20 protein-coding genes and 2 pseudogenes are annotated in these 21,618 nt (G+C 59.5%); 7 read left to right on the plus strand and 15 right to left on the minus strand.

The window, feature by feature from the left end; translation table 11 throughout:
• Positions 1-25: 25 nt before the first annotated feature.
• From ACP7AP_RS14685 to ACP7AP_RS14710, 6 genes and pseudogenes are all read right to left on the minus strand, one after another.
• A complete protein-coding gene (locus ACP7AP_RS14685) occupies positions 26-523 on the minus strand; it encodes a beta-galactosidase trimerization domain-containing protein (protein ID WP_426035036.1) in 498 nt (165 codons plus the stop codon).
• A 35-nt stretch (positions 524-558) separates the two neighbouring features.
• Positions 559-603 (minus strand): annotated as a pseudogene (locus ACP7AP_RS14690) (hypothetical protein); the annotation flags it as partial.
• Between the two features lie 27 nt (positions 604-630).
• Positions 631-876 carry a hypothetical protein gene (locus ACP7AP_RS14695; protein ID WP_426035038.1) on the minus strand — a complete coding sequence of 82 codons (246 nt, stop codon included), beginning with the start codon at positions 874-876 and terminating at the stop codon, positions 631-633.
• A 203-nt stretch (positions 877-1,079) separates the two neighbouring features.
• Positions 1,080-1,931: an SMP-30/gluconolactonase/LRE family protein gene (locus tag ACP7AP_RS14700; RefSeq protein WP_426035040.1), complete on the minus strand. Its 852-nt coding sequence runs from the start codon at positions 1,929-1,931 to the stop codon at positions 1,080-1,082.
• Complete coding sequence (locus tag ACP7AP_RS14705) at positions 1,928-2,533, minus strand: 2-dehydro-3-deoxy-6-phosphogalactonate aldolase (RefSeq protein ID WP_426035042.1); 606 nt, start codon at positions 2,531-2,533, stop codon at positions 1,928-1,930. Before ACP7AP_RS14705 ends, ACP7AP_RS14700 begins: the two co-directional genes overlap by 4 nt.
• Positions 2,530-3,447 (minus strand): 2-dehydro-3-deoxygalactonokinase, encoded by a 918-nt coding sequence (locus ACP7AP_RS14710; RefSeq protein WP_426035044.1) that lies wholly within the window; start codon positions 3,445-3,447, stop codon positions 2,530-2,532. The genes ACP7AP_RS14705 and ACP7AP_RS14710 overlap by 4 nt, the downstream gene beginning before the upstream one ends.
• A gap of 84 nt (positions 3,448-3,531) precedes the next feature.
• On the opposite strand from ACP7AP_RS14710, the gene ACP7AP_RS14715 reads away from it, so the two are divergent.
• On the plus strand, positions 3,532-4,308 hold the full coding sequence (locus ACP7AP_RS14715) for an IclR family transcriptional regulator (RefSeq protein WP_426035046.1): 777 nt from the start codon (positions 3,532-3,534) through the stop codon (positions 4,306-4,308).
• Positions 4,309-4,328: 20 nt separating this feature from the next.
• On the opposite strand, the gene ACP7AP_RS14720 is transcribed toward ACP7AP_RS14715, so the two are convergent.
• Positions 4,329-5,231: a rhodanese-related sulfurtransferase gene (locus ACP7AP_RS14720; protein WP_426035048.1), complete on the minus strand. Its 903-nt coding sequence runs from the start codon at positions 5,229-5,231 to the stop codon at positions 4,329-4,331.
• A gap of 114 nt (positions 5,232-5,345) precedes the next feature.
• Here ACP7AP_RS14720 and pncA point away from each other — a divergent pair, with 114 nt between their 5' ends.
• The 3 genes from pncA (at position 5,346) to pncB (ending at position 9,581) form a co-directional block, all read left to right on the plus strand.
• Positions 5,346-5,954, plus strand: a complete 609-nt coding sequence (gene pncA, locus ACP7AP_RS14725; RefSeq protein ID WP_426035050.1) for a bifunctional nicotinamidase/pyrazinamidase — start codon at positions 5,346-5,348, stop codon at positions 5,952-5,954.
• Positions 5,955-6,018: 64 nt separating this feature from the next.
• The gene (locus ACP7AP_RS14730) at positions 6,019-8,355 is read left to right on the plus strand and encodes an ATP-binding protein (RefSeq protein WP_426035052.1); all 2,337 of its coding nucleotides are present in this window, start codon (positions 6,019-6,021) and stop codon (positions 8,353-8,355) included.
• Entirely contained in the window at positions 8,289-9,581 is a 1,293-nt protein-coding gene (pncB, locus tag ACP7AP_RS14735; RefSeq protein WP_426035054.1) for a nicotinate phosphoribosyltransferase, read from the plus strand. Before ACP7AP_RS14730 ends, pncB begins: the two co-directional genes overlap by 67 nt.
• On the opposite strand, the gene ACP7AP_RS14740 is transcribed toward pncB, so the two are convergent.
• The 7 genes from ACP7AP_RS14740 to ACP7AP_RS14770 form a co-directional block, all read right to left on the minus strand.
• On the minus strand, positions 9,578-10,516 hold the full coding sequence (locus ACP7AP_RS14740; protein WP_426035056.1) for a phosphotransferase enzyme family protein: 939 nt from the start codon (positions 10,514-10,516) through the stop codon (positions 9,578-9,580). The genes pncB and ACP7AP_RS14740 overlap by 4 nt on opposite strands.
• Entirely contained in the window at positions 10,513-10,935 is a 423-nt protein-coding gene (gene arfB, locus ACP7AP_RS14745) for an alternative ribosome rescue aminoacyl-tRNA hydrolase ArfB (RefSeq protein ID WP_426035058.1), read from the minus strand. Before arfB ends, ACP7AP_RS14740 begins: the two co-directional genes overlap by 4 nt.
• A 265-nt stretch (positions 10,936-11,200) precedes the next feature.
• Complete coding sequence (locus tag ACP7AP_RS14750; protein WP_426035060.1) at positions 11,201-11,821, minus strand: queuosine precursor transporter; 621 nt, start codon at positions 11,819-11,821, stop codon at positions 11,201-11,203.
• 95 nt (positions 11,822-11,916) lie between these two features.
• Complete coding sequence (locus ACP7AP_RS14755) at positions 11,917-12,813, minus strand: esterase-like activity of phytase family protein (protein WP_426035062.1); 897 nt, start codon at positions 12,811-12,813, stop codon at positions 11,917-11,919.
• Entirely contained in the window at positions 12,786-13,673 is an 888-nt protein-coding gene (mepA, locus tag ACP7AP_RS14760) for a penicillin-insensitive murein endopeptidase (protein WP_426035064.1), read from the minus strand. The genes ACP7AP_RS14755 and mepA overlap by 28 nt, the downstream gene beginning before the upstream one ends.
• Positions 13,670-15,040 (minus strand): MFS transporter, encoded by a 1,371-nt coding sequence (locus ACP7AP_RS14765; protein WP_426035066.1) that lies wholly within the window; start codon positions 15,038-15,040, stop codon positions 13,670-13,672. The genes mepA and ACP7AP_RS14765 overlap by 4 nt, the downstream gene beginning before the upstream one ends.
• Positions 15,041-15,099: 59 nt before the next feature.
• A complete protein-coding gene (locus ACP7AP_RS14770) occupies positions 15,100-15,642 on the minus strand; it encodes an acyl-CoA thioesterase (RefSeq protein ID WP_426035068.1) in 543 nt (180 codons plus the stop codon).
• 137 nt (positions 15,643-15,779) lie between these two features.
• Here ACP7AP_RS14770 and ACP7AP_RS14775 point away from each other — a divergent pair, with 137 nt between their 5' ends.
• The 3 genes from ACP7AP_RS14775 to yaaA are packed head-to-tail and all read left to right on the plus strand — an operon-like array spanning position 15,780 to position 18,960.
• On the plus strand, positions 15,780-16,067 hold the full coding sequence (locus ACP7AP_RS14775) for a YggT family protein (RefSeq protein ID WP_426035070.1): 288 nt from the start codon (positions 15,780-15,782) through the stop codon (positions 16,065-16,067).
• A gap of 39 nt (positions 16,068-16,106) precedes the next feature.
• Positions 16,107-18,152: a DNA helicase RecQ gene (gene recQ / locus ACP7AP_RS14780; RefSeq protein WP_426035072.1), complete on the plus strand. Its 2,046-nt coding sequence runs from the start codon at positions 16,107-16,109 to the stop codon at positions 18,150-18,152.
• Positions 18,153-18,186: 34 nt separating this feature from the next.
• A complete protein-coding gene (gene yaaA / locus ACP7AP_RS14785; protein WP_426035074.1) occupies positions 18,187-18,960 on the plus strand; it encodes a peroxide stress protein YaaA in 774 nt (257 codons plus the stop codon).
• On the opposite strand, the pseudogene ACP7AP_RS14790 reads toward yaaA, so the two are convergent.
• Positions 18,957-21,500 (minus strand): annotated as a pseudogene (locus ACP7AP_RS14790) (response regulator). The gene yaaA and the pseudogene ACP7AP_RS14790 sit on opposite strands and share 4 nt — an antisense overlap.
• Between the last annotated feature and the right edge of the window lie 118 nt (positions 21,501-21,618).

Here is a 21,618-nt window from a genome sequence, read left to right on the forward strand (position 1 = left end):
CGTTTCAATCACCTCATCCGTGGTGTCAATCTTCGCGCGCCAATGCAGGAAGTGACGGCTGTTTGTTAAAGCCGCGGTCAGGCTTGGCGACAGGATTTCGACGCGGGCGACGGTAGCCGTCATGCCGGGCAGATTGCGCGGCAAAGACACCGGGGGCGAGCACCAGTTTATAAGCGGAAAGATCGGCACAATCGGCCGGGATGATGTCACGGTTCAGGCTTAAACGGCGCAGAGCGCGGCAGGTTTCAAATGCACGGTGGAAATAGCTGCAATCACGGCTTTGCGGCTGCGCCTTGCATGCCCAAGCCGAAGCGTCCTCGAACACCAGTGCCGCCTCGGCGCAGGCGATAGAAACCTCTGGCATTTCAATACGTTCGGCGATGACTTGCGCGGCTTCGTCATGCGCCGGGGCGGCGATGCTATCGGGGCGCAACAGCTCTGCATGCATCTGTCCCTGCGCGAAGGGGGCCAGACGCCAGCGGAAATAGCAGGTAGCTTGGGTCCATGCGCGAAGGCCTGCCACGCCCAAATCCGGGCCGTGCCGGGCAGCGGATCGGGGTTCCACGCCGCCCAATTCACTGGGCCGGGTTGCTGCTCGATCATCCACCAGTGGCCTCGGCCAGTGGCACGTTAAAGCTGATGATGGAAGGCTTGGAAATCGGACTCGCCTTGGCGCACGAAGCGCAGACGGTTTTCATTGGTGGAAGGCACGCGGTCAGACAGAAGGCCCAGCGGGTAGGAATACCATGCGGCGATTTCGTGGTCTGTACCTGCAGCAAAGTGATATAAATCAGTAATTTGGCCGATGTAACTGCGGACGATGCGAACAACCAAGTGGCGGCGGATGATCTCGATTTGCAGGCGCGCATTGTCCAAGGCTTCAATGGTGCGGTCCAGTCAGCCCCAATCGTACCGGCCCGGAGTGGGTTCTGTCCGCGCCCAAGCAAATCTGACGATCCGGCCCAAGTCAGGCCCGGCTTCGCCATCCACGCAGCATCCTCAGCCCATTCGGATTCGAGTTAATGCTCGGGGTCTTAGCAAACGCCAAGGATGCATTTCATATTATGACTTTTAATTCACTAAATTATGACCTGATGTTCATGTTGACCCTTGGCGACGCCTTCAATCACAAAGGTCGCGCCAGAATTTGGCGAGATGCGCAGGGCTTCCGCATCGAGATTCTGACGCGCCGAGGTGACAATCAGGGTGCTCAGCTGGGGACCAGCGAAAGCGGGGCAAGTGGCTTGCGGAGCATCGACGGGAATGAACCGCAGGAACGTGCCGTCAGCATCATAGGCAGCGACGCGCGATGCGCCCCATTGCGCCAGCCACATCACACCTGCCGCATCAATCACAGCGCCGTCAGGGTAGAGGCCCTCGGCTGTCAGGTCGAGAAACACCTCAGGCGCGGCATTTGGCCAGCCATCTGCATCCAGAGCGACCTTCATCACCTTATGGCTGACGGTATCGGTGAAGTGGGCGAAAGTGCCGCCGGGCGGGAAGCAGATGGCGTTTGGAACGGTTATATCACTGTAAAGCTTGCGCAATTCGCCGCGATAATAGCGGTAGATCGCGCCCGCACCTACCGCCTCATCCTTCGCCATCGTGCCAATCCAGAAGCCGCCCTGTGGATCGGTGCGACCATCGTTGGGGCGGTTTTTCGGCTTGTCTTGTTCTAGTAAGCAGAGGGTTTCAACTTCCTCGGTTTCCAGATCAAACAGGAACAGATCGCGTTCTCCAGCGATCAGCAGAACATCTTCTGAGACCCAACCAGCCGCTGAGACGATCTCGGGAAACCGCCATTCACGCGGACCGTCGCGGTCTTGCGACAGCAGTTTTTGGTTGTTGATATCAAACCAGAACATTTGTTCACGAATGGGGTGCCAGAGCGGGCCTTCGCCAAGTTCACAGAGGCGTGGATCGAAAATCATGCGCTGGCCTCATCGTATGCTTTGACAATCGCGCGGGCTTTTGCGGCAACTTCGGCAATCGACAGACCCGGCGTGTAAAGTGCCGTGCCGATGCCAAAACCGCTTGCCCCCGCTTTGATCCATTCGCCGAAGTTCGAGGCTCCGGCCCCACCCACGGCGTAGACCTCGCACGTTTTCGGCAATACGGCGCGGATGGCTTTCAGACCTTCAGGGCCGATCAGATTGGCCGGAAAAATCTTTAGCCCATCCGCCCCTGCTGCCAAAGCCGCAAAACATTCGGTGGGCGTCATCACCCCCGGCCAACTGGCCATGCCCGCGGCTTTGCTGGCACGGATCACATCTGGATTGCAGTTGGGCGAGACGATCAGACGACCTCCGGCAGCGGCGACGGCGGCCACATCCTTGACGCTCAGCACCGTACCCGCACCGATTTCTGCTTGAGATTCGAAGGCTTTAACCATCGCCGCAATCGAGTCCAGCGGATTAGGCGAGTTCAGCGGCACCTCAATGCGGGTGATGCCTGCGGCGATCAGCGCCTCGGCCACAGGCACGGCCTCGGCCGGGGTGATTCCGCGCAGAATGGCGATCAGAGGGCGAGTCATGGCTTGGCTTTCTGCAAAATACCGCGCGCGGCGGCGAGGCCTGCGAGGGTGCAGGCGGTGGCATCTAGGGATTCGGAGGCAGCCCCTTGCGCCGTCAGCGCAGAGGCGTAGCGGGCGGACAGCGCTTCGGCCCCGATCAGGGCAATGCGCTGACCCAGCCAATAGGGTTTGGCGGCGGCGAGTTCCAATCCGATCAGCAGACCCGACAATCGCGAGCGGGCAGAAGCAGGCGAAAGACCATTCAGCAGTCCCTCGGCGCGCAATGTGAACAGGCGTGCGGAAATCTTTTCGGGCCGCTGCATCGCGTCGGTCAGACCTTGGGTAAAGGCATCTTCATCGCTGCCCTCGCCGCCCATGCCATGCCGCAACACCGACTGTTGCGACAGCAGCGCGAACATTTCTCCGGTCATGAAGGTCTGGAATGATACCACCTCGCCCGCCGAGACATGCACCCATTTTGAATGGGTGCCGGGCAGGCAGAACACGCCGTCAAACCCCGGCAGCAGTGCCAAAGCCCCTGCGATTTGGGTTTCTTCGCCACGCATCACATCGGCGGGCTTGGCCTGCGACAGACCGGGCGCGATCATCATCTGCAAGCGCGGATCATCGGTCGGCACCGCCATCAACTCACCCGAGGCCACCGGAGCGCAAGGGACCCGACGATAGGGCGCTTCCATCCAGCCTTGCCGCGCGCCGACCATGCCACAGGCAATCACCGGCGTCGCCTCTGCGCCCAACCAAGACGCGATGACCCGCAGCAGAGCAGGTTCAAACTCGGCCTGCGCCAGTTTGCCCATGCCCTCGTCTGAACCGCCCGAAGCCAGTACGCCCTGTGCCCCCATCGCCCAAGCCCGCAGGTTTGAGGTGCCCCAGTCGACAGCAATCCAGTCGGGGGCGATCCAATCGGGTGTCATTGTGGTTCCATTATTTGAAACTAAGTCTTGCATAGTGGGAATTATGCGATTTACCCTACGGCCTGTCAATTCCTGCGAGGGATCATGCGCGATAATCAGCAAGATGGCACGGTCGGCAAGGCGCTGGACGTGCTGGAGACGGTGGCCGCGCTTGCCCCGGTGCGGTTCAGCGATCTGCTGGCGCGCGGCGGCTATCCAAAAGCGACGCTGTATCGCCTGCTGCAAACCCTGACGCATCAGGGCATGCTCGCCTATGATGAAGACCGTGGCAGCTATAGCCTGGGCCTGCGGCTGGTCAGGTTGGCGCATGGGGCTTGGGCACAAAGCTCGCTGGCCCCGTTGGCACGGCGGGCGTTGGATGAATTGGCGGGAGTGACCGGCGAGACGGTGCATCTGGCGCAGATGGATCAGGGTCAGGTGCTGTATGTCGACAAACGCAATGCGGCGCGGCCTGTCGAGATGTTTTCGCAGGCGGGCAAGGTCGGGCCGGCCTACTGCACCGGAGTCGGCAAGGCGATGCTGGCGTTCATGCCCGAGGCCGCGCTGACCGCCGCCTTGGCACGGCAAAGCTTTCACCGTTTCACCGCGCAAACCTTGAACAGCCCCGCGCTGCTGGCTGAACTGGCGGCGATTCGGGCGCGCGGCTATGCTTATGACAAGGAGGAGCATGAGGCGGGCATCATCTGCGTGGCCGCCCCGATTCTGGCACGCTCGGGTCGGATGATCGGCGCGGTTTCAGTCACCTCGACCACGACGCGCAGCAGTGTGCGGGCGTTGGAGGCGCATGTCGGACGGTTGAAGCTGACGGCGGCAGAGATTGCAGCCGAAGCGGAAAATTGGCGGTTTCCCGAACACGGTTAGGCAATTCCTGCCCCGCAGCGCTAGTCTGAAAAGTGCTTCTCGCCCCGCGCTGCGGCCAAATCGAACTGGCGCTGACGTTCGCGGAAGCGGTTGCGGTCGGCTTCGGAATATTCGCCCGCGCAATGGTGGCAGCGGGCCCCGCGCTCGTATTCCGGGCGCTGTTTGTCGGCGGCGCTGATCGGGCAACGGCAGGCGTGGCAACTGTCGTAATCGCCGGGGATCAGCCCATGCCCAACCGAAACGCGGCCATCAAACACATAGCACTCGCCGTTCCACATCGAAGCCTCGGCGGGCACGTCTTCGAGGTATTTCAGGATGCCACCCTTCAGGTGGAATACCTCATCAACTCCCTGCCCCAGCAGGTAGTTCGTTGATTTCTCGCAGCGAATTCCACCGGTGCAGAACATCGCAACGCGCTTGCCACGGTATTCGTCTTTGTGGTCTTCCCACCATTTCGGGAAATCCCGGAAGGTGCGGATGTCAGGGTCAACCGCGCCCTGAAAGCTGCCGATGCCAACCTCGTAGTCGTTGCGGGTATCAATCAGCGCCACATCGGGCGAGGAGATCAGCGCGTTCCAATCGTGAGGCGAGACATAAGACCCCACCCGCGCCACCGGATCGACATCTGGCTGGCCCATGGTGACAATCTCGCGCTTCAGCTTCACCTTCATGCGGCCAAACGGCATTTCGGTGGTGTAGCTTTCCTTGTGTTCCAGCGCCGCACAGCCCGGCAGGCTGCGCAGATGGGCGAGAACGGCGGCGATCGCGGACGCAGGCCCCGCGATGGTGCCATTGATGCCTTCCTGCGCGATCAGAAGTGACCCCTTCACCCCTTCTGCGACGCAAACATCCAGTATCGGCCCCTGCAAAGCGGCGGGGTCGGGGAAGCGGGTGAAGTGATAGAGCGCGGCAACGGTCAGCATGGCTGCGATTTACGCCTAAGCACGGCGCAGGGCAATATCTTTAGCCGGACGGCTTTGGGTTGACCGGGCGAGAGCCGCCGCTTACCCCTTGAGCAACCGGAACAGGAGATCCCGATGCGCGCCGCCGATGAAGCCCTGATCGTGATCGACATCCAGAACGATTTCTGCCCCGGTGGCGCTTTGGCGGTGGCGGGCGGCGATGCTATTATCCCGCAAGTGAACGCTTTGATGGCGGAATTTGACTGCGTGGTGCTGACGCAAGATTGGCATCCGGCGGATCATTCCTCTTTCGCGGCCAACCATCCGGGGGCGGAGGCTTTTTCGCTGATCCAGATGCCCTATGGCCCGCAAGTTTTGTGGCCGGTGCATTGCGTGCAGGGCTCTGCGGGGGCAGAATTTCATGCAGATTTGCAGGTAAACCCCGCGCAACTGATTATGCGCAAAGGTTTTCGCTCTGGCATCGACAGCTATTCGGCGTTTTTTGAGAATGATCACAGCACCGCCACTGGGCTGGAGGGTTATCTGCGCGCGCGTGGGATTAAGGTGCTGACTCTGGTCGGGTTGGCCACGGATTTCTGCGTAGCCTATTCGGCACTGGATGCGGCAAGACTTGGGTTTTCGGTCACCTTGCTGGAAAGTGCCTGCCGCGCGATTGACCTGAACGGCGCGCTGGCCAAGGCAAAGGCGAAATGTCTGGCTGCGGGCGTGCATTGGGTCGGCTGATGCTCATCTGACGTTAACACTTGCGGGTTAGCCTTGGGGTACGAAAGGCAAAAGGCCGCAGGGAATGGACTCAACTATCAGCAGTGAAATCGGCCTGTTTCTGGCCCGTAACAGCAAGGATGGGCTGTTTCTGCGCTATGCGCGGGGCCGCGCGCGCGGCTTTCTGATGCGGCAGACGATGACGCTGATCGGCGCATTTAGCATTGCGGCGCTTTCGTCATTTTGGCTTGGTGCCTTGGCGGGCGGCCTTGCTTTGGTCGGAGAAGCGATTGATTGTGCAGGGCTTTTCTATATCTCGCGTCGCTTTGCCGGGGCAGATGTGCCGAGGGCTGCCCGGATATGGGCGGCAGTTTCCGGCACGCTGCAGGCCCTGACCATTGCCGCTTGTGTGATGATCTGCTGGCGGCTTATTCCGCTGCAAGGTGCTCGATTTTTCGCAGCGGCTTTCCTGATGTCAGCGGCGATCAATGCCGGGCTGGTGCGACGACACTTTGCCCTCGGCACCGCGCTGCGCCTGATGGTTTACGCGGCAACCTGTCTGGCCATGCTGCTGTCAGACATGCGATCGGATGCGTATCAACTGCGCGCAGAATCGTGGTTTTTGTTCATTTCCGTGCTGATCATGGCCTATACAGCCACCTTGTTCATCCGCGCGGTGGAGCGTGGCCAAACCGAGCGTTTGCGGTTTGAACAGGCGCTGTTGCAAGAAAGCCTGGCTCTGGACAGCGCGCGGATTGCCGCAGCCGATGCTGCCCACAAGGCCGAGCGTCTTGCGCTTGTGGCCAAACATGCCACTGATTCTATTGTGTTCACCGCGCCAGATGGTCGCATCGAATGGGTGAATGAAGGCTTTAGCCGCATCACCGGCTATAGCTTTGACGAGGCCGTCGGTCAGCAACCGGGCGATCTGCTGAACACCGAAGAAACCAGCCTTGCCGCCTTGGACGCACTGTTAGCGGCGCGCGAAAATGTCAGGCCGGTGCGATTGGAAATTCAAAACCGCACCAAATCCGGTCGGGTGATCTGGGTCGAAGTCGCGATGTCTCCCGTGCTTGGCCCCGATGGCAAGCCCAGCGTTTATATCGCGGTTGAACGGGATATCACCCAAGCCAAAGCTCATGCCGCAGAGCTTGCCCTCGCCCGAAATGCAGCTGAAGCGGCAGCGCAGGTCAAATCCCAATTCCTTGCCACGATGAGCCATGAGATTCGCACGCCGATGAATGGCGTGATTGGTGTAGCAGAACTGTTGGAGGAAACCCCACTTGACCCGGTGCAGCGACAATATGTCAGCACGATTGTCGATTCCAGTCGGGCGCTGCTGACCATCATCAACGACGTGCTCGATCTGTCCAAGCTTCAGGCTGGCAAGTTTGATCTGCTGGTCGAGCCGTTTTCCATCAACGAGGCGGTGGCACGCGCTTTGGATCTTCTGCGTCCAACCGCGATGAAAAAGGCGATCTTGCTGCAAGCAGATCTGCCATCAGCAGACCATTTGCATTTGGGAGATTCTGGAAGGCTGCGTCAAATTCTGTTGAATCTACTGGGAAATGCCGTGAAGTTTACCGCGACGGGCTGCGTGACTGTATCGGTGCAGAGTGTTGCTGATGGCAAACTGGACCAAATCCGTATCGCGATCACAGACAGCGGCATTGGCATTGCAGCCGACCGCATCGGGCATGTGTTTGACAGCTTTACCCAAGCCGACACCACGATCTCGCGGCAATTTGGCGGCACGGGTCTTGGCCTGACGATCTCACGTTTGCTGGCGCAGCAGATGGGTGGCGATATTGAGGTGGCGTCTGAACTGGGCGTGGGGTCGGTCTTTACGCTGATTCTGCGTTTGCCGCGCGCGGCGCAAAATCCTGTGACACGGTCCGTGCTTACTGTGGCACCGCTGACAAATTTGCGCCTGCTGGTGGCCGAAGACAATCGCACCAATATGTTGGTGACGCGCAAATTGTTGGAACGCTGTGTCGCGTCGATTGATGAGGCCGAAAATGGCAAGCAGGCGGTGGCGGCCTATTGCCGTGCGCAGCCGGACCTTGTGTTGATGGATGTCTCGATGCCCGAAATGGACGGTCAAACTGCCACCCGCGAGATCCGGCGGTTTGAGGCCGAAGCGGATTTGCCGCGCTGTCCGATTGTGGCACTGACCGCCTATGCCTCGGCTGAGGAGGCGGCCTTGTGCCTTGCAGCCGGCATGGATGCAGTTTTGACCAAGCCTTTGATCCGCGCCGAGCTTTATGCTTTGCTGCAACGCACCGCCGCCGCGCGGGATCGTTTTGACCTTTCCCCCGTTCATGCCTTAGACAGTAAGGCAAAGGGAGGGCCGTCATGGTCGACATCGCCGCACGCGTCTGGAACCACAAGTGGAAGATCGACCCGATCGTCCGCTCGCTGATTGACACCGATTTTTACAAGCTATTGATGTGTCAGTCTATTTTTCGGAACAAGCCAGATACGTCGGTTACGTTCAGCCTGATCAACCGCAGCAAATCCGTGCGATTAGCCGAATTGGTTGATGAAGGTGAATTGCGCGAACAGTTGGATCACGTCCGCTCGCTCAGCCTGACCCGGGGCGAAAGCACCTGGCTGCGCGGCAATACCTTTTATGGCAAGCGCCAGATGTTCCGGCCAGACTTCATGGAATGGTTCGAGGGCATGCGGCTGCCTGCCTACCATCTGGAAAAGCGCGACGGGCAGTATGAATTGACCTTTGAAGGCAGTTGGCCCGAGGTGATGCTGTGGGAAATTCCGGCGTTGTCGGTGCTGATGGAGTTGCGCAGCCGCGCGGTGCTGGAAAAGCAGGGGCGGTTTGAATTGCAGGTGCTATATGCCCGCGCGATGACCAAGCTGTGGGAGAAGATCACCAAACTGCGCGAGATTGAAGGCTTGCGGATCGCCGATTTCGGCACGCGGCGCAGACATTCCTTTCTGTGGCAAGATTGGGCGGTGCAAGCCATGCAAGAGGGGTTGGAAGGCAAGTTCGCGGGTACTTCAAATTGCCTGATCGCGATGCGGCGCGAGGTGGAGGCGATCGGCACCAATGCGCATGAATTGCCGATGGTCTATGCGGCACTGGCCAATTCTGACGCGGAACTGGCACAATCGCCCTATCAGGTTCTGGCCGATTGGCAGGAGGAACATGACGGCAATCTGCGGATCATTTTGCCGGATACTTTTGGCACCGAGGGCTTTCTGAAACGCGCGCCGGATTGGCTGGCGTCTTGGACGGGTATCCGTATTGACAGTGGCGATCCGGCGACGGCCGCAGAAATTGCCATTCAGTGGTGGAAGGATCGCGGCGAAGATCCGCGGCAAAAGCTGGTGATTTTCTCCGACGGTCTCGACGTGGACAAGATTGTGGAGTTGCAAAAGCAATTCCGGGGTCAGGTCAAGGTTTCCTTCGGCTGGGGCACGATGCTGACCAATGATTTCCGTGGCTTAGCGCCTGAGGATGGCTTGGCGCCGTTCAGCGTGGTGTGCAAGGCGATTGCGGCGAATGGGCGGCCAACGGTAAAGCTTTCCGATAACCCGAACAAGGCGATGGGCCCGGCGGAGGAGATTGCGCGGTATAAGCGGGTGTTTGGTGTTGGCGAACAGGTCGCTCAGGCGGTGATGGTTTAGGCCATCACGCGCTTAGCGCACATCACCGCACGCGCGATGTGAGATGTGTGGATCGGATCATTGGGCACCAGACGTGGAGCCGCCCAGCCGACCGAGGTGCAAGTGCGCGCCAAGGTGAAAATCTCGACCATTTTGGTGCTGACGGCACGGGTTTGGCCGTAACCTGCCACCAAAGCATCGCGGATTTGCGGATAGTCCGGCTCATACAGGTTCTGGCTAAGCGCCGTTCCAAGATCGTACAGCCGGAAGCCAAAGCCAGAGTCGTCAAAGTCGATCAGCGAAAGCGAACCGTTGTTCACAAGGATGTTTTCGCGCAGCACGTCGGCGTGGATCGGGCCAAAATCGCCACCGTTGCGCTGATGGTCGGTGATCTGGGCGCGCAGAAAATCCCGTGCGGCGCGCAGAATTTCGGCTTGCGCGGGGGTGGCGGTGGGATGGTCCCAGAAGCGGCCCCAGAACGGGGTTTCACCGACAAGGCCAGCAATATCCCAACGCGGACGGGTGAAATCGGACGGCAGGGTCAGGCTATCGGTTGCAGCGTGGACATGGGCGAGCAAGTCGCCCAACGCATGATGGCGCGTCAGGCGATGTTCGGGGGCGCAAGGCAGGGGCTGACCTGCCTCGCCAAATGCGTCGCCCTGCATCCAGTTGATGATTGACGCATTGCGACCGTTTGACAGCTTCACCAGAAAATCGCCTGAACGGTTGGGCAAAGCGGCTGGGACAGCGACGCCTTTGGCGGCCAAAGCTGCGCACCACCACAGCTCTGACCTGATTGCCGCATCGTCCTGGTAGCCCATGCGATGCAGGCGCAAGGCAGCACGGCCTGAAGGCAGAGCCACCTCGAACACGGCATTTTCGCGATTGCGCAGCAGGCGCGTTACGCTGCCATTCCAATGGCTTACGGCCTCGACAGCCAAGGCTTCAATCGTCATTCTTCATCACCCGGCTTGCCGCGTAGGGCCTTAACCTCACCACGCTGCACTTTCGCGGCAACGCGGCGCAACTGGCTGCCATAACTGGGTTTGGTGGCGATGCGGCGTTTCGGGGCGATCAACGCGGCGCGGATCAGATCGGCCAGCCGTTCGCGGGCAATTTCGCGGTTGCGGGCTTGGCTGCGGGTATCTTCGACCTGAAGCACCAGCGCGCCTTCCAATGTCCAGCGTCGCCCCGCGAGTTTCTTCAACCGGGCTTTGACACTCGCCGCAAGAGCGGGGGATCGTTCGGCTTCAAACCGCAACTCAACCGCTGTGGAGACTTTGTTGACGTTTTGCCCGCCCGGACCGGAGGCGCGCACGAAGCTTTCGCTCAGCTCCCAATCAGCAATCGAAATGGTGTCGGTGATCCACAACATCTGTTCAAAGTAGCGGGCGTAGCGGAAAAGAGAAAGGGCTGCCAGCCTGTACGTGGCAACCCTTTCCGAGATCTTAGGAGATGGGCCAGTTAGGTATCAAAAGCCCAATCACAGGTTTGTTTTGCCAGAGGGCTGCCCCTAGAAAACACCCACCATGACTGTCCCGACACCGCTCTCCAATATCACTCTAGACACTGGGTCACCTCCTTTCAAAATGTTGCCGATAAGACAAGCGTGACATAGATTTTCGCTTTGTCAAAAGGTTTTACGCAAGTTTCTTCGCGTATTTTGCGATTGCGAGTCTGAACGGCATCAAAGCGATTAAATCGACGGCAACTTTGACACAAAAGTCGGCCAAGCCCAGCGATACCCAGAGCGGAACTTCGGGTCCAAAGCCCAAAACCGGCACTTGGGCTGCGGCCCAAGACACATCACTTGCGGGGTCCAACCAGATGAAAGCACTGGAGAATGCCAGAGTGAAGAATAAAATCGTGTCCACGCTGGAGCCGAGCAAGGAGCCCAAGAACGGCGCGCGCCACCAAGCGGTGCGGCGCAGCTTGTCGAACACGCCTACATCCAGAAGTTGGCCTATCAAAAAGGCAGCGCCCGAACCGATGGCGACGCGCAATGTCACCAGTGGGCCAAATTCGCCAATGATTTGCGTGCCAATCACCGAGCAGATCAAACCCACCGCGAAGCCTGCATAAACCACCCGGCGGGCGGCTTTGGCCCCCTCAAAGCGGTTGACCAATTCGGATACCAGAAAGGCGAAGGGATAGGTGAAGGCGCCCCAGGTCAGCCATTGGCCAATCGGATATTGCACCAGAATATTAGAGGCCACCACGATGATGGCCATGGCGATGACGCCAAGCAGCAGTTTGTTCATTGTATGATCCGTTTTTTACAAGGTCGCGGAGACTTGGTTCGGGAATAGATTTGCCCAGTGTGGGACGGGTGGACTAGCGCGGGGGCAGTGGCCTGTCAATCGGGCAGTTGGTATTCGACGATCTGGCTGCGCAGGAAGAATTTGAAGTTATCGTCCGACACCATCGTCGCGGTCAGATGCCCCGCCGCATCGCGCCAGATTGAGATGCCTTCGAGATTGTCATACAGCCCGACCGGGGTTTCCAACAGGATTTCGCCCTTATCGAAGCCCCTGGGGCCAAGGGTGAAGCGGCGCAGGCGGCTGGAAAATCCGGCAAGACCGCGAAAGTCACGTTCTAGCAGGTAGAATTTGCCGTCGGGGCCGAAATCCGCACCGACAGGAAGGTAGCCGCCGTCACGCGGAATTTGCAGGCGTTTGTCCCATTTGCCGGCCTTGAAACGATAGACTGGGAACGGCTTATGCTCGCCCCCCGAGCGTTCGGGCAATGTGTAAAGCGTGCCTTTTGCGTCAATCGCCAAAGCCTCCAACGCGGAGTTCTCTTGCATGGCTTTGAAGTCTGCGGGCGAAGGCAGGTTTTTTGCCGGACCGTCCAGTTTCGGATAAAGCAGCACCCGGGCACGGCCCTCAAACGAGATATAGACCGAGCCGTCTGCCGCCAGAGCGATGCCTTCGCTGTCCGAAAAGCCGGGCTTAAGCGGCTTGCCATCCGCGCCTTGCAAGGGCCGCACGGGCTCTGCTGAAATCGACGCGATCCGTCCCGTCTCATCTCGTGTGATCTGACCAGTTGTATAGGCACCCCGATCTGACAACACGATGATATCGCGGCCATTTTCGGCAACCTCGATACCGGAAAACCCGCCGAAACGCGGGTCGTCCATTGTCCAATGGAAGGCATCGAGAAAGCCGGGCGGCGGGGTTGGGCTGGCGCTGCCCTCAAGGCCCGCGATCAGCACAAGCCCCGCCGTTACGGCGAGGAAAGCACGTCTGCGCATTGGCGGGGCAAATCGGCCATGGTGAATTCACGCGGGCCTTTCTTACGTGGAGGGGGTGGACCCGGATTTTTAACCGGCTTGGGGTTCAGGTAGGCATCCGACACCCACCACGCGAGGGTATCATCGCAGCCATCGCCGCCATTAGACAGCTCGGATACTGTTGGAGATTGCGTCTCACATAGCGTAGCCCCCTTGGGGCATTTCAGCCGGACGTGGAAATGCGTGTCGTGGCCCGCGATGGGGCGGATTTTTTGCAGCCATTTCTTATCTGAACGTTTGGCGGTTTTGCACATTTCGATCTTCACGGCTGCGGCGACAAAAATGCGATCGATGCGCGGATCGGATGCTGCGGCTTTCAGCAGGGCTGCATGGCGCGGCGTCCAGTTCGCTGTCACCGATTTCTGATCAGCCGAGCGCACCGGGATCGAGCTGATATTCTCACGGTCTTTGCGGGACAGGTTCAGCGATTTCGGCGGCAGCATCCAGATATCGGCATCCAGACCGATCTGGTGGCTGGCGTGGCCGGAGGTCATCGGCCCACCGCGCGGCTGGCCCATATCGCCGATATAAAGCCCGCGCCAGCCGATTTGAGTTGCGGTTTGCGACAGATCTTCCAGATATTGGATCAGCACCGGATGGCCGAAATTGCGGTGCCGGGACAGCCGCATTGCCTGCCAAGTTGGGCCAGTTTCGGGCAGTTCCACTAACCCGGCGGCACAGCCGCGCGCATACGATCCAATCGGCATGGCGTCTTGCTGGCTGGGCTGATCCACCGCGCCGAACAGTTTGTTTGCCAGTTTTTCAGCACTCGCCGGAAGCGGGGTCAACAGGGTAGCGCACACAATAAGGTAACGGATCATGCCTGTTCGCCCTTCGGATTGACCCAGATCAGCAAAATTAGCCCGATGATAAACAGCCCGACGATCGGCGAAATCCCCAAACGCGCGTTTTGGGTCACCGCTGTCGCAATCGTGATCAGCAGCGGGGCGATGAAGCTGGTGACTTTGCCGGACAGCGCAAACAGGCCAAACGCCTCGGTTGCGCGGTCGGGGGTGGTGTGGCGCAGCACCATGGTGCGGCTGGCGGCTTGCAGCGGGCCGCCAGCAGCCCCGATCAGGCCGCCACATATGTAGAAAATCAGGTCGGGCGTGCTGGAGGCCGGGTCCATCGCGATGCCCCAAAGGCTGTCACGCTCCATTCCGACGATCACGAGGCAGACCACGATCAGCACGATGATCGCGCTGACGATCACAGGTTTCGGGCCAAAGCGGCTATCGAGTTTGCCGCCCAGCCAGCTTGCGATCATCGCGGTGACACCGCCAAGGATGCCGAAAACGCCGATTTTGCCAATATCCCAGCCCAGAACGTTCGAGGCATAGACACCGCCAAACGCATAAATCCCGGTCAGCGCGTCACTATAGGCAAGGGTGGAGCCGAGATAGGCGGCCAAGCTGCGGCGAAAGCGCAGACTTTTCAGCGTCTCCCAGAGGCTGGCGAGGGCGGCCCCGATGTGGAAAGATCCTGCGCCACCCTTGGGCTCTTTGACCCACAAGGCGAATGGGATCATAAACAGCAGATACCACACGGCGCTTAACGGCCCCACAATGCGCGTTTCCTCGCGCGCTTCGGTGTCGAGGCCGAAAATGGTAGGGTCGATCCCAGCGCGGGTCAGTTCGGAATCGCCGTTCAGCACGAACAGCGACAGCATAATCGCCAGTGCGATCAATCCGCCGAGATAGCCAAAGGCAAAACCGCTGCCCGAGATTTTGCCCATATTGTCGCCGTCCGACAGCGTCGGCATCAGCGCATTGGTGAAAATCGCGGTGAATTCCATGCCAATCAGACCGATGCCGAACAGGATCGCCGCCCAGCGCAAACTGCCAAGTTCCGCGCCGGGAGCGAGGTTCCACAGGCTCCACGCGCCGATGACATAAAGGATTGAGAACGCCCAGACCCAGACCAACCGCCGCCCGGTGCCTTGGGCAACGGCGCCCAAAACAGGGGCCATCAGGGCGATGATCAGGGAAAATATCGCATACCACAGGCCCCAGTAGGATTGGGCAGCGGCCTTGGCGGCTTCTTCCTCCATGCCGGTTCCCATGAAGTAGCCACGGGCGATTTCGGCAAAATATGGGCCGAATATGAAGGTCAGCAACAAGGTGTTGTAGGGTTGGCTGGCCCAGTCGTAAAACCACCAGCCCCAGATGCGCTGTCGCTGCGTTACCATGCCCCTGCCCCTTTGTGCGGTTTTCGCTATTCAAGCCTGAAAAACCGCCGTCACGCAAGTTAACGTTGCGCTTGCTTTAGCGGAGGCCAAGGCCGCATCGCATCAGCAGCGATCCAAGCAGTGATCCAATCCGGCATCGCGGGGCTTTCGGTTGGATAACCCAGCGCCGCAATCACCTGCGCGGGCTTCACCATTCCGGCCTTGGAGATGAAGGCATAGCGCAGCAGCATGTGGCTGGTGCATTCGTCGCCGCGCCAGAAACTTTGCTCGATATAGCCAAAGCGATCGTCCCAACCGACGACGCGGCTGATCTGCGTGACCTTCTGAAACACCGTCACCCGCTTGCGATAACGCGTGGTGTTGCCCGCCACGGTGATGCCCCAGCCGTTGGCCTTGGCGACTTTCTCGAACCCCATCCGCACTGACATTGGGATGCGACCCAGATCAAACAGGGTCAAGGTGCGGCCATTGTTCAACTCTCGCCACGGGTCAAGATCCCACGGCCAGATGCGGTGGGTGCTGATATGGGGGTCAAACAGGCCCAAAGGCGGGGCGTTGCGAAATTTCCAAAGCTCTTTCGCCATGCGAATATAGGGATACATTGGTACCTCCGCCGCCTGCACTGCCTTTTGTCGCGGCAGTCGTCAACCAAAACGCTGCGGAAAGCATTGCCCTTTTGGGGGTGGGGCGTTACCTCTGCCACAATCCCTTGTGTTTACCCTTGTGATTGGAGCCGATTATGACCTCTGTGTTGCAGATTTTTCTGATGATCTTGGATATCGCCAAGTGGATCGTGCTGATCCATATCATCATGAGCTGGCTGATCAATTTTCAGGTGCTGAACCTGCGTCAGTCCTTAGTGGCACAAATCTGGTATGGGCTGAACCGTCTGCTCGACCCGATTTATAGCCGGGTGCGACAGGTCTTGCCGAATGTGCCGGGGCTGGATTTGGCACCGCTGATCGTGCTGCTGGTGATTTATGGCCTGCGGATCGTGGTCTATAACAATATGTACAGCTTTTCCTGATCTGATGCCCTCAGCGCCCGATTGGCGGGAAGAAAGCCCATGCCCGCACCACAAGACCTTCTGCATTCGATTTTTGGCTTTCCCAGCTTTCGCGCGGGGCAAGAGGAAATTGTCGATGCGGTGATGGCGGGGCGCAATACCCTTGCCATCATGCCAACGGGTGGCGGGAAATCGTTGTGTTTTCAACTGCCTGCGCTGTGCCGCGATGGGGTGACGGTGGTGATCTCGCCGCTGATTGCGCTGATGCGGGATCAGGTGCGCAGCTTGAAGGAAGCAGGGGTTGAGGCGGGGGCGCTGACCTCGGGCAATACCGAGGAACAGACTGAGGAAGTCTTTGCGGCTCTGGATGCGGGGCGGCTGAAGCTTTTGTATATGGCACCGGAACGGCTGGCGTCTTCAGCCACCCTACCGCTGCTGCGCCGGATCAACTGCACGATGATCGCTGTGGATGAGGCGCATTGCGTCAGCCAATGGGGCCACGATTTCCGCCCGGATTACCTGCGGATTGGCGAGTTGCGCCGCGCCCTGAACGTGCCTCTGGCCGCCTTTACCGCCACCGCCGATGAGGAAACCCGCGCTGAAATCGTCACTCGGTTGTTCGATGGCAAAGCGCCCGAGAGTTTCCTGCGTGGTTTTGATCGCCCGAATATCCATCTGGCGTTCGCAGTAAAAGACAGCCCGCGCGATCAGATTTTGCGGTTTGCAGGCGCGCGGCGCGGGCAATCTGGCATCGTCTATTGCGCGACACGGGCGAAAACCGAAACTTTGGCGCAGGCTTTGAAGGCCGAGGCGCATTCGGCGTGTTTCTATCACGGCGGGATGGATGCAGAGGATCGCCGCCGGGTGGAAATCCGGTTTCAGCAGGAAGATGGGCTGATCGTGGTCGCCACGATTGCCTTCGGCATGGGGATCGACAAGCCCGATATCCGTTGGGTCGCCCATGCCGATCTGCCGAAATCCATCGAAGGTTACTATCAGGAAATCGGGCGGGCGGGGCGCGACAGTGCGCCTGCGGAAACCATGACGCTGTACGGCCCGGAAGATATTCGCCTGCGCCGCACCCAGATTGACGAGGGTGCCGCGCCGCCTGACCGCAAAGCGGCAGATCACGGACGGCTGAACGCTCTGCTGGGTCTGGCCGAAGCGATGGCCTGCAGGCGGCAAGTTTTGCTGGGCTATTTCGGCGAAGTGGCAGAGCCTTGCGGCAACTGCGATCTGTGCCAGCGCCCTGCCCTGCTGTTTGACGCCACCGACGCGGTGCGCAAGGCGCTGTCGGCGATGCTGCGCACCGGGGAATGGTTTGGCGCGGGCCATCTGATTGATATTCTGACCGGAAATTCCACCCCCAAGGTGCGCGAAAAGGGCCATGATCAACTGCCGACCTTTGCTGTTGGGCGCGATCTGTCGAAACCGGCTTGGGGGGCGGTATTCCGTCAAATGATGGGCCGCGATCTGGTGCGGCCTGATCCTGACCGCTTTGGCGCGCTACGGATGACCGATGCCGCCCGCCCAATCCTGCGCGGTGAGGCCTCGATCACCCTTCGTAAGGATACCATCGACAAAGCCGTGCCGCGCGTCGCGATTAAGATGCAGGTGTCCGAGGAAGACGCCAGCCTGCTTTCCGCGCTGAAAGCCAAGCGACGGGCTTTGGCCGAGGCCGCTGGGGTGCCTGCCTATGTGATCTTCGCCGACAAGACCTTGATTGAAATGGCAGAAGTTCGGCCTGCCAATCTGGATGCGATGATGGGCATAACCGGGGTGGGCGCGAAAAAGCTGGAAAGTTATGGCTCGGCGTTTTTGCAGATCATCACTCGGGAGGCGGCTGTGCCGATGCACCCCGCGCGCCGTGCGCTTGCGGGGCGCGATGCGGGGGCGGTTTATGATCGGCTGAACGAGGTGCAACTGGAACTCGCGCGGGGCGAGAATGGCATCGGCAAGCATCTGTCTTGCACCCAATCCACCCTGCGCCATATCGCCGAGCGGCGGCCTTCCACCTTGGCGGAACTGGCGGATATTCAGGGCATGGGCGATCAGAAAATCGACCGGTTCGGCACCGCTTTCCTGGGTGTCTTGCGCGAGGCCTGATGCCCGCTATGTCTTGCCGCAAAGGAGTGCGCCCATGCTGACCGTGATTTCCCCCGCCAAACGCCTGAATGAAGCGCCGTATCCGACCGATTTCGCGCCAACCAAGCCAGATTTCGCCGCCGATGCGCTGCGTTTGGCGAAGGTTGTGCGGGGGTTGAGCGTGGAGCAACTCTGCGCGCTGATGGATATTTCGCCTGCTTTGGGGCAGTTGAACCACGCGCGGTTCAAGGCATTTCGCGGCGATGCGCCCGGTCAATCCGCTGGGTTCACCTTTGATGGTGATACCTATGCGGGCCTTGAAGCACGGCGGATGGAGCCGGATACCCTGCTTTGGGCGCAGCGGCACTTGCGGATTTTGTCGGGACTTTACGGGTTGCTGCGGCCATTGGATGCGATCCAGCCTTATCGCTTGGAAATGGGCAGCAAATTGGCAAACCCGAAGGGCGCTGATCTTTACGCCTATTGGGGCAGCAAAATCGCCAGAACCCTGAACGTCTTGGCTGCCGAGCAGGGGGCGAAGGTGCTGATCAACTGTGCCTCGGCGGAGTATTTCGGCGCGGTTGATCTGAAAGCATTGAAGCTGCCGGTGGTGACTCCGGTGTTTCTGGAGGCGCGCAATGGTGAGGCAAAAGTCGTCAGCTTTTGGGCGAAGAAGGCGCGGGGTGCGATGGCGCGCTTCATCAGCCAGCATCATCTGACCGACCCCGCCGATCTGCGCAGCTTTGATTTGGGCGGCTACACCTATCACGCCGCGCAATCGGACGCGACACGGTTGGTTTTCACGCGCCAAGTCGCAGCTGCTGCTTAGGCGGCCTGTTCTGCGGCGGTAATCGGGCGCACGAAGCTGGGGCAGAAATCTGTCAAAGTTTCGGTGATTGCGCCCTTGCGCAAAGGTTTGGTCATATAGCGGTCGATGCCGGCGGCCAAAATTCCTTCAGCATCACCGTCCATTGCATGGGCGGTCAGGGCGACAATCGGCACATGGGTCTTGCCAGCCTCCAGCGCGCGGATGGCGCGGGCAGCGTCGCGACCATCCATTTCGGGCATGGAAATATCCATGAAAATCAAATCCGGTTTAAAGCTTTGGAACAGCGCCACTGCCTCTACCCCATTGTTGGCAAACACCAGTTCGATGTCGATCTCGCGGACCATTTTCTGAAACACCAGTTGGTTGGTGCGGTTGTCTTCGGCGGTCAAAACCCGCATCTGCCGACGCTCGGCCTGTGGCACGGCCTCGACAATCGGCGAGGCTTCGGGCAGAGGGGCCGCCAGCGATTGCAGCCGACGATAAAGATCAGCGCGCAGGATAGGCTTTTGCAATGCCGCCGCCAGATGTTGCGAGCCCTCGCCTGCGCGGGCATTGGCGGGGCTGGACGATAGCAGCAAGATCGAGGTTTCGATTCCCTTGGCACGGATGCGGGTGGCCAGCGTCAGGCCATCCATCTCGGGCATCTCGTGGTCGGTGATGATGGCGTCAAAGCTGCCGCTTTCCAGCGCCAACAGGGCCTCAGCGCCCGAACGACACAAAGTCACGGCGATGCCGCAGGGCACCAGTTGACGCTCCAGAATGGTGCGATTGATGAACTGATCATCGACAACCAGCACGCGTTTCACCGTGATCGGCAGCCGCGGTTCCTCGGCATCTTCGGCGATTGGCAACGGGATGCGGAAACCAAAACGTGCTCCCTTGCCCAGATCGCTGTCTACCCAGACCTCACCCTGCATCCGTTCCACCAGCCGTTTGGTGATCGCCAGCCCCAAACCCGTGCCTTCGAACTTGCGGCTTGACTGGCTTTCGACTTGGTTAAACTCGCCGAAGATATGCTCCAGGTTTTCTGGCGCGATGCCGATGCCGGTGTCTTCAACGGTGATGTGCAGGTCTTGCTGACCCGCATCGCCCTCAAGCCCGACAACGCGGATCAGCACATGGCCCTTGTCGGTGAATTTGACCGCATTGCCGATCAGATTGGTCAGAATCTGCCGCAATCGCCCCGGATCACCAATGTAGCGGGTGGGCAGGAACATGTCGAAATCAATCATCAGATCGAGCCCCTTCTCGCGGGCGCGTGGCTGTAGCAGCATGGTGATCTAGTGGATTGTACGCTCTATATCAAAGGGTTCCGGGTGCAGGGTCAACCGCTCTGCCTCAATCTTCGAGAAATCGAGGATGTCATTGATGATCACCAACAACGCCTCACCCGACGAGCGTATGGTTTCGGCGAACAGGCGCTGTTCTTCGGACAACGTGGTGTCGCAGAGCAGTTCCGCCATGCTGACCACGCCATTCATCGGAGTGCGGATTTCATGGCTCATATTCGCCAGAAACGCCGATTTGGCGCGGCTGGCAGCTTCGGCAGCCAATCGTGCGGCCTCCAGCGCCACCTTCTGCGCTTTCAGATGGGTGATATCCACCCGCAGACCGACCCGCCCGCCATCCGGGGTGGCGTGATCCTGCGCTCTGATCCAGCGGCCATCGGCAAGCTGTTGTTCGACCGGCGCACCGGGGTGGCGGTGTTGAAACAAACGCTCGGGCAGCCATTGTTCCTCTCGGTCCTTGGCGTCCAAATGCTGGCCATGATCCAGACCATAAAGCAGAATATCTTCAAACTTCGCGCCCGGCACGATGGCGGGGGCGGAAATTGAATAAATGTCACGGTAGCGTTGATTGCAGGTCAAAAGACGTTCCTCTCTGTCAAACAGCACGAAGCCATCGGGAATAGCCTCGATAGCGGCCCAGATTCGCATTTGTTCAGTGATATCAAGCGCGAGGCTGACCATATCGCCGTCGCGGGCGCGCTGATCGACCATGCGCACCCAAGTGCCGGTCTTGAATTGCACGGTGATCGGCTCGATGGCTTCGGCTTCCCAACGGGCCAGCATATCGGCGACCCAGACGTCTGGGGTAAGCACGCCGAGTTCCACCAGCCCCCCTTCTGCCACGATGCACAAAAGATCGGCATAGGGCAGGCCCGGCACGATTTCGGGGTCATTGAAGGCCGAAAGGTAGGCCGCGTTGGCGGTGATCAGATGCTGGTTGGAATCGAACACCGCAAAGCCATCTTTGATGGTGTTGATGCTGTCCCACAGCCGCCGCTCTGCCATCACCGCCATCGTGTGCGCGCGGTCTAGGTCTTCGACGAAGCGGGACTGCTGACCCTTCAGATGCTGGGCCTCGGTCAGTGCTGATTTCACCACCTGACGTTGCTCGACGATCTGGTCGGACAAAGCCCGCGCGTGCAGGCCAAGCTTGGCATTGGCCGCAAACAGCTCACGGCTTTTTTGTTCAAGCAGCCGCTCTGCCGCCAAACGCGCGCGCCTTTCCTTTGCAAGCCGTTCTGCGAAATCCATGCCCGTTCCGTTCCGTCACATTCTGTGCATCCGCGCGGCAAGCCGCACATGAGTCTTGGGCAATTTGGCGCAACAAAATGAATCATGGATTAACATGACAAGTTTCATCGTGCGGATC

It is taken from the genome of Cypionkella sp. TWP1-2-1b2, from assembly GCF_049896245.1.
GTDB lineage: Bacteria > Pseudomonadota > Alphaproteobacteria > Rhodobacterales > Rhodobacteraceae > Cypionkella.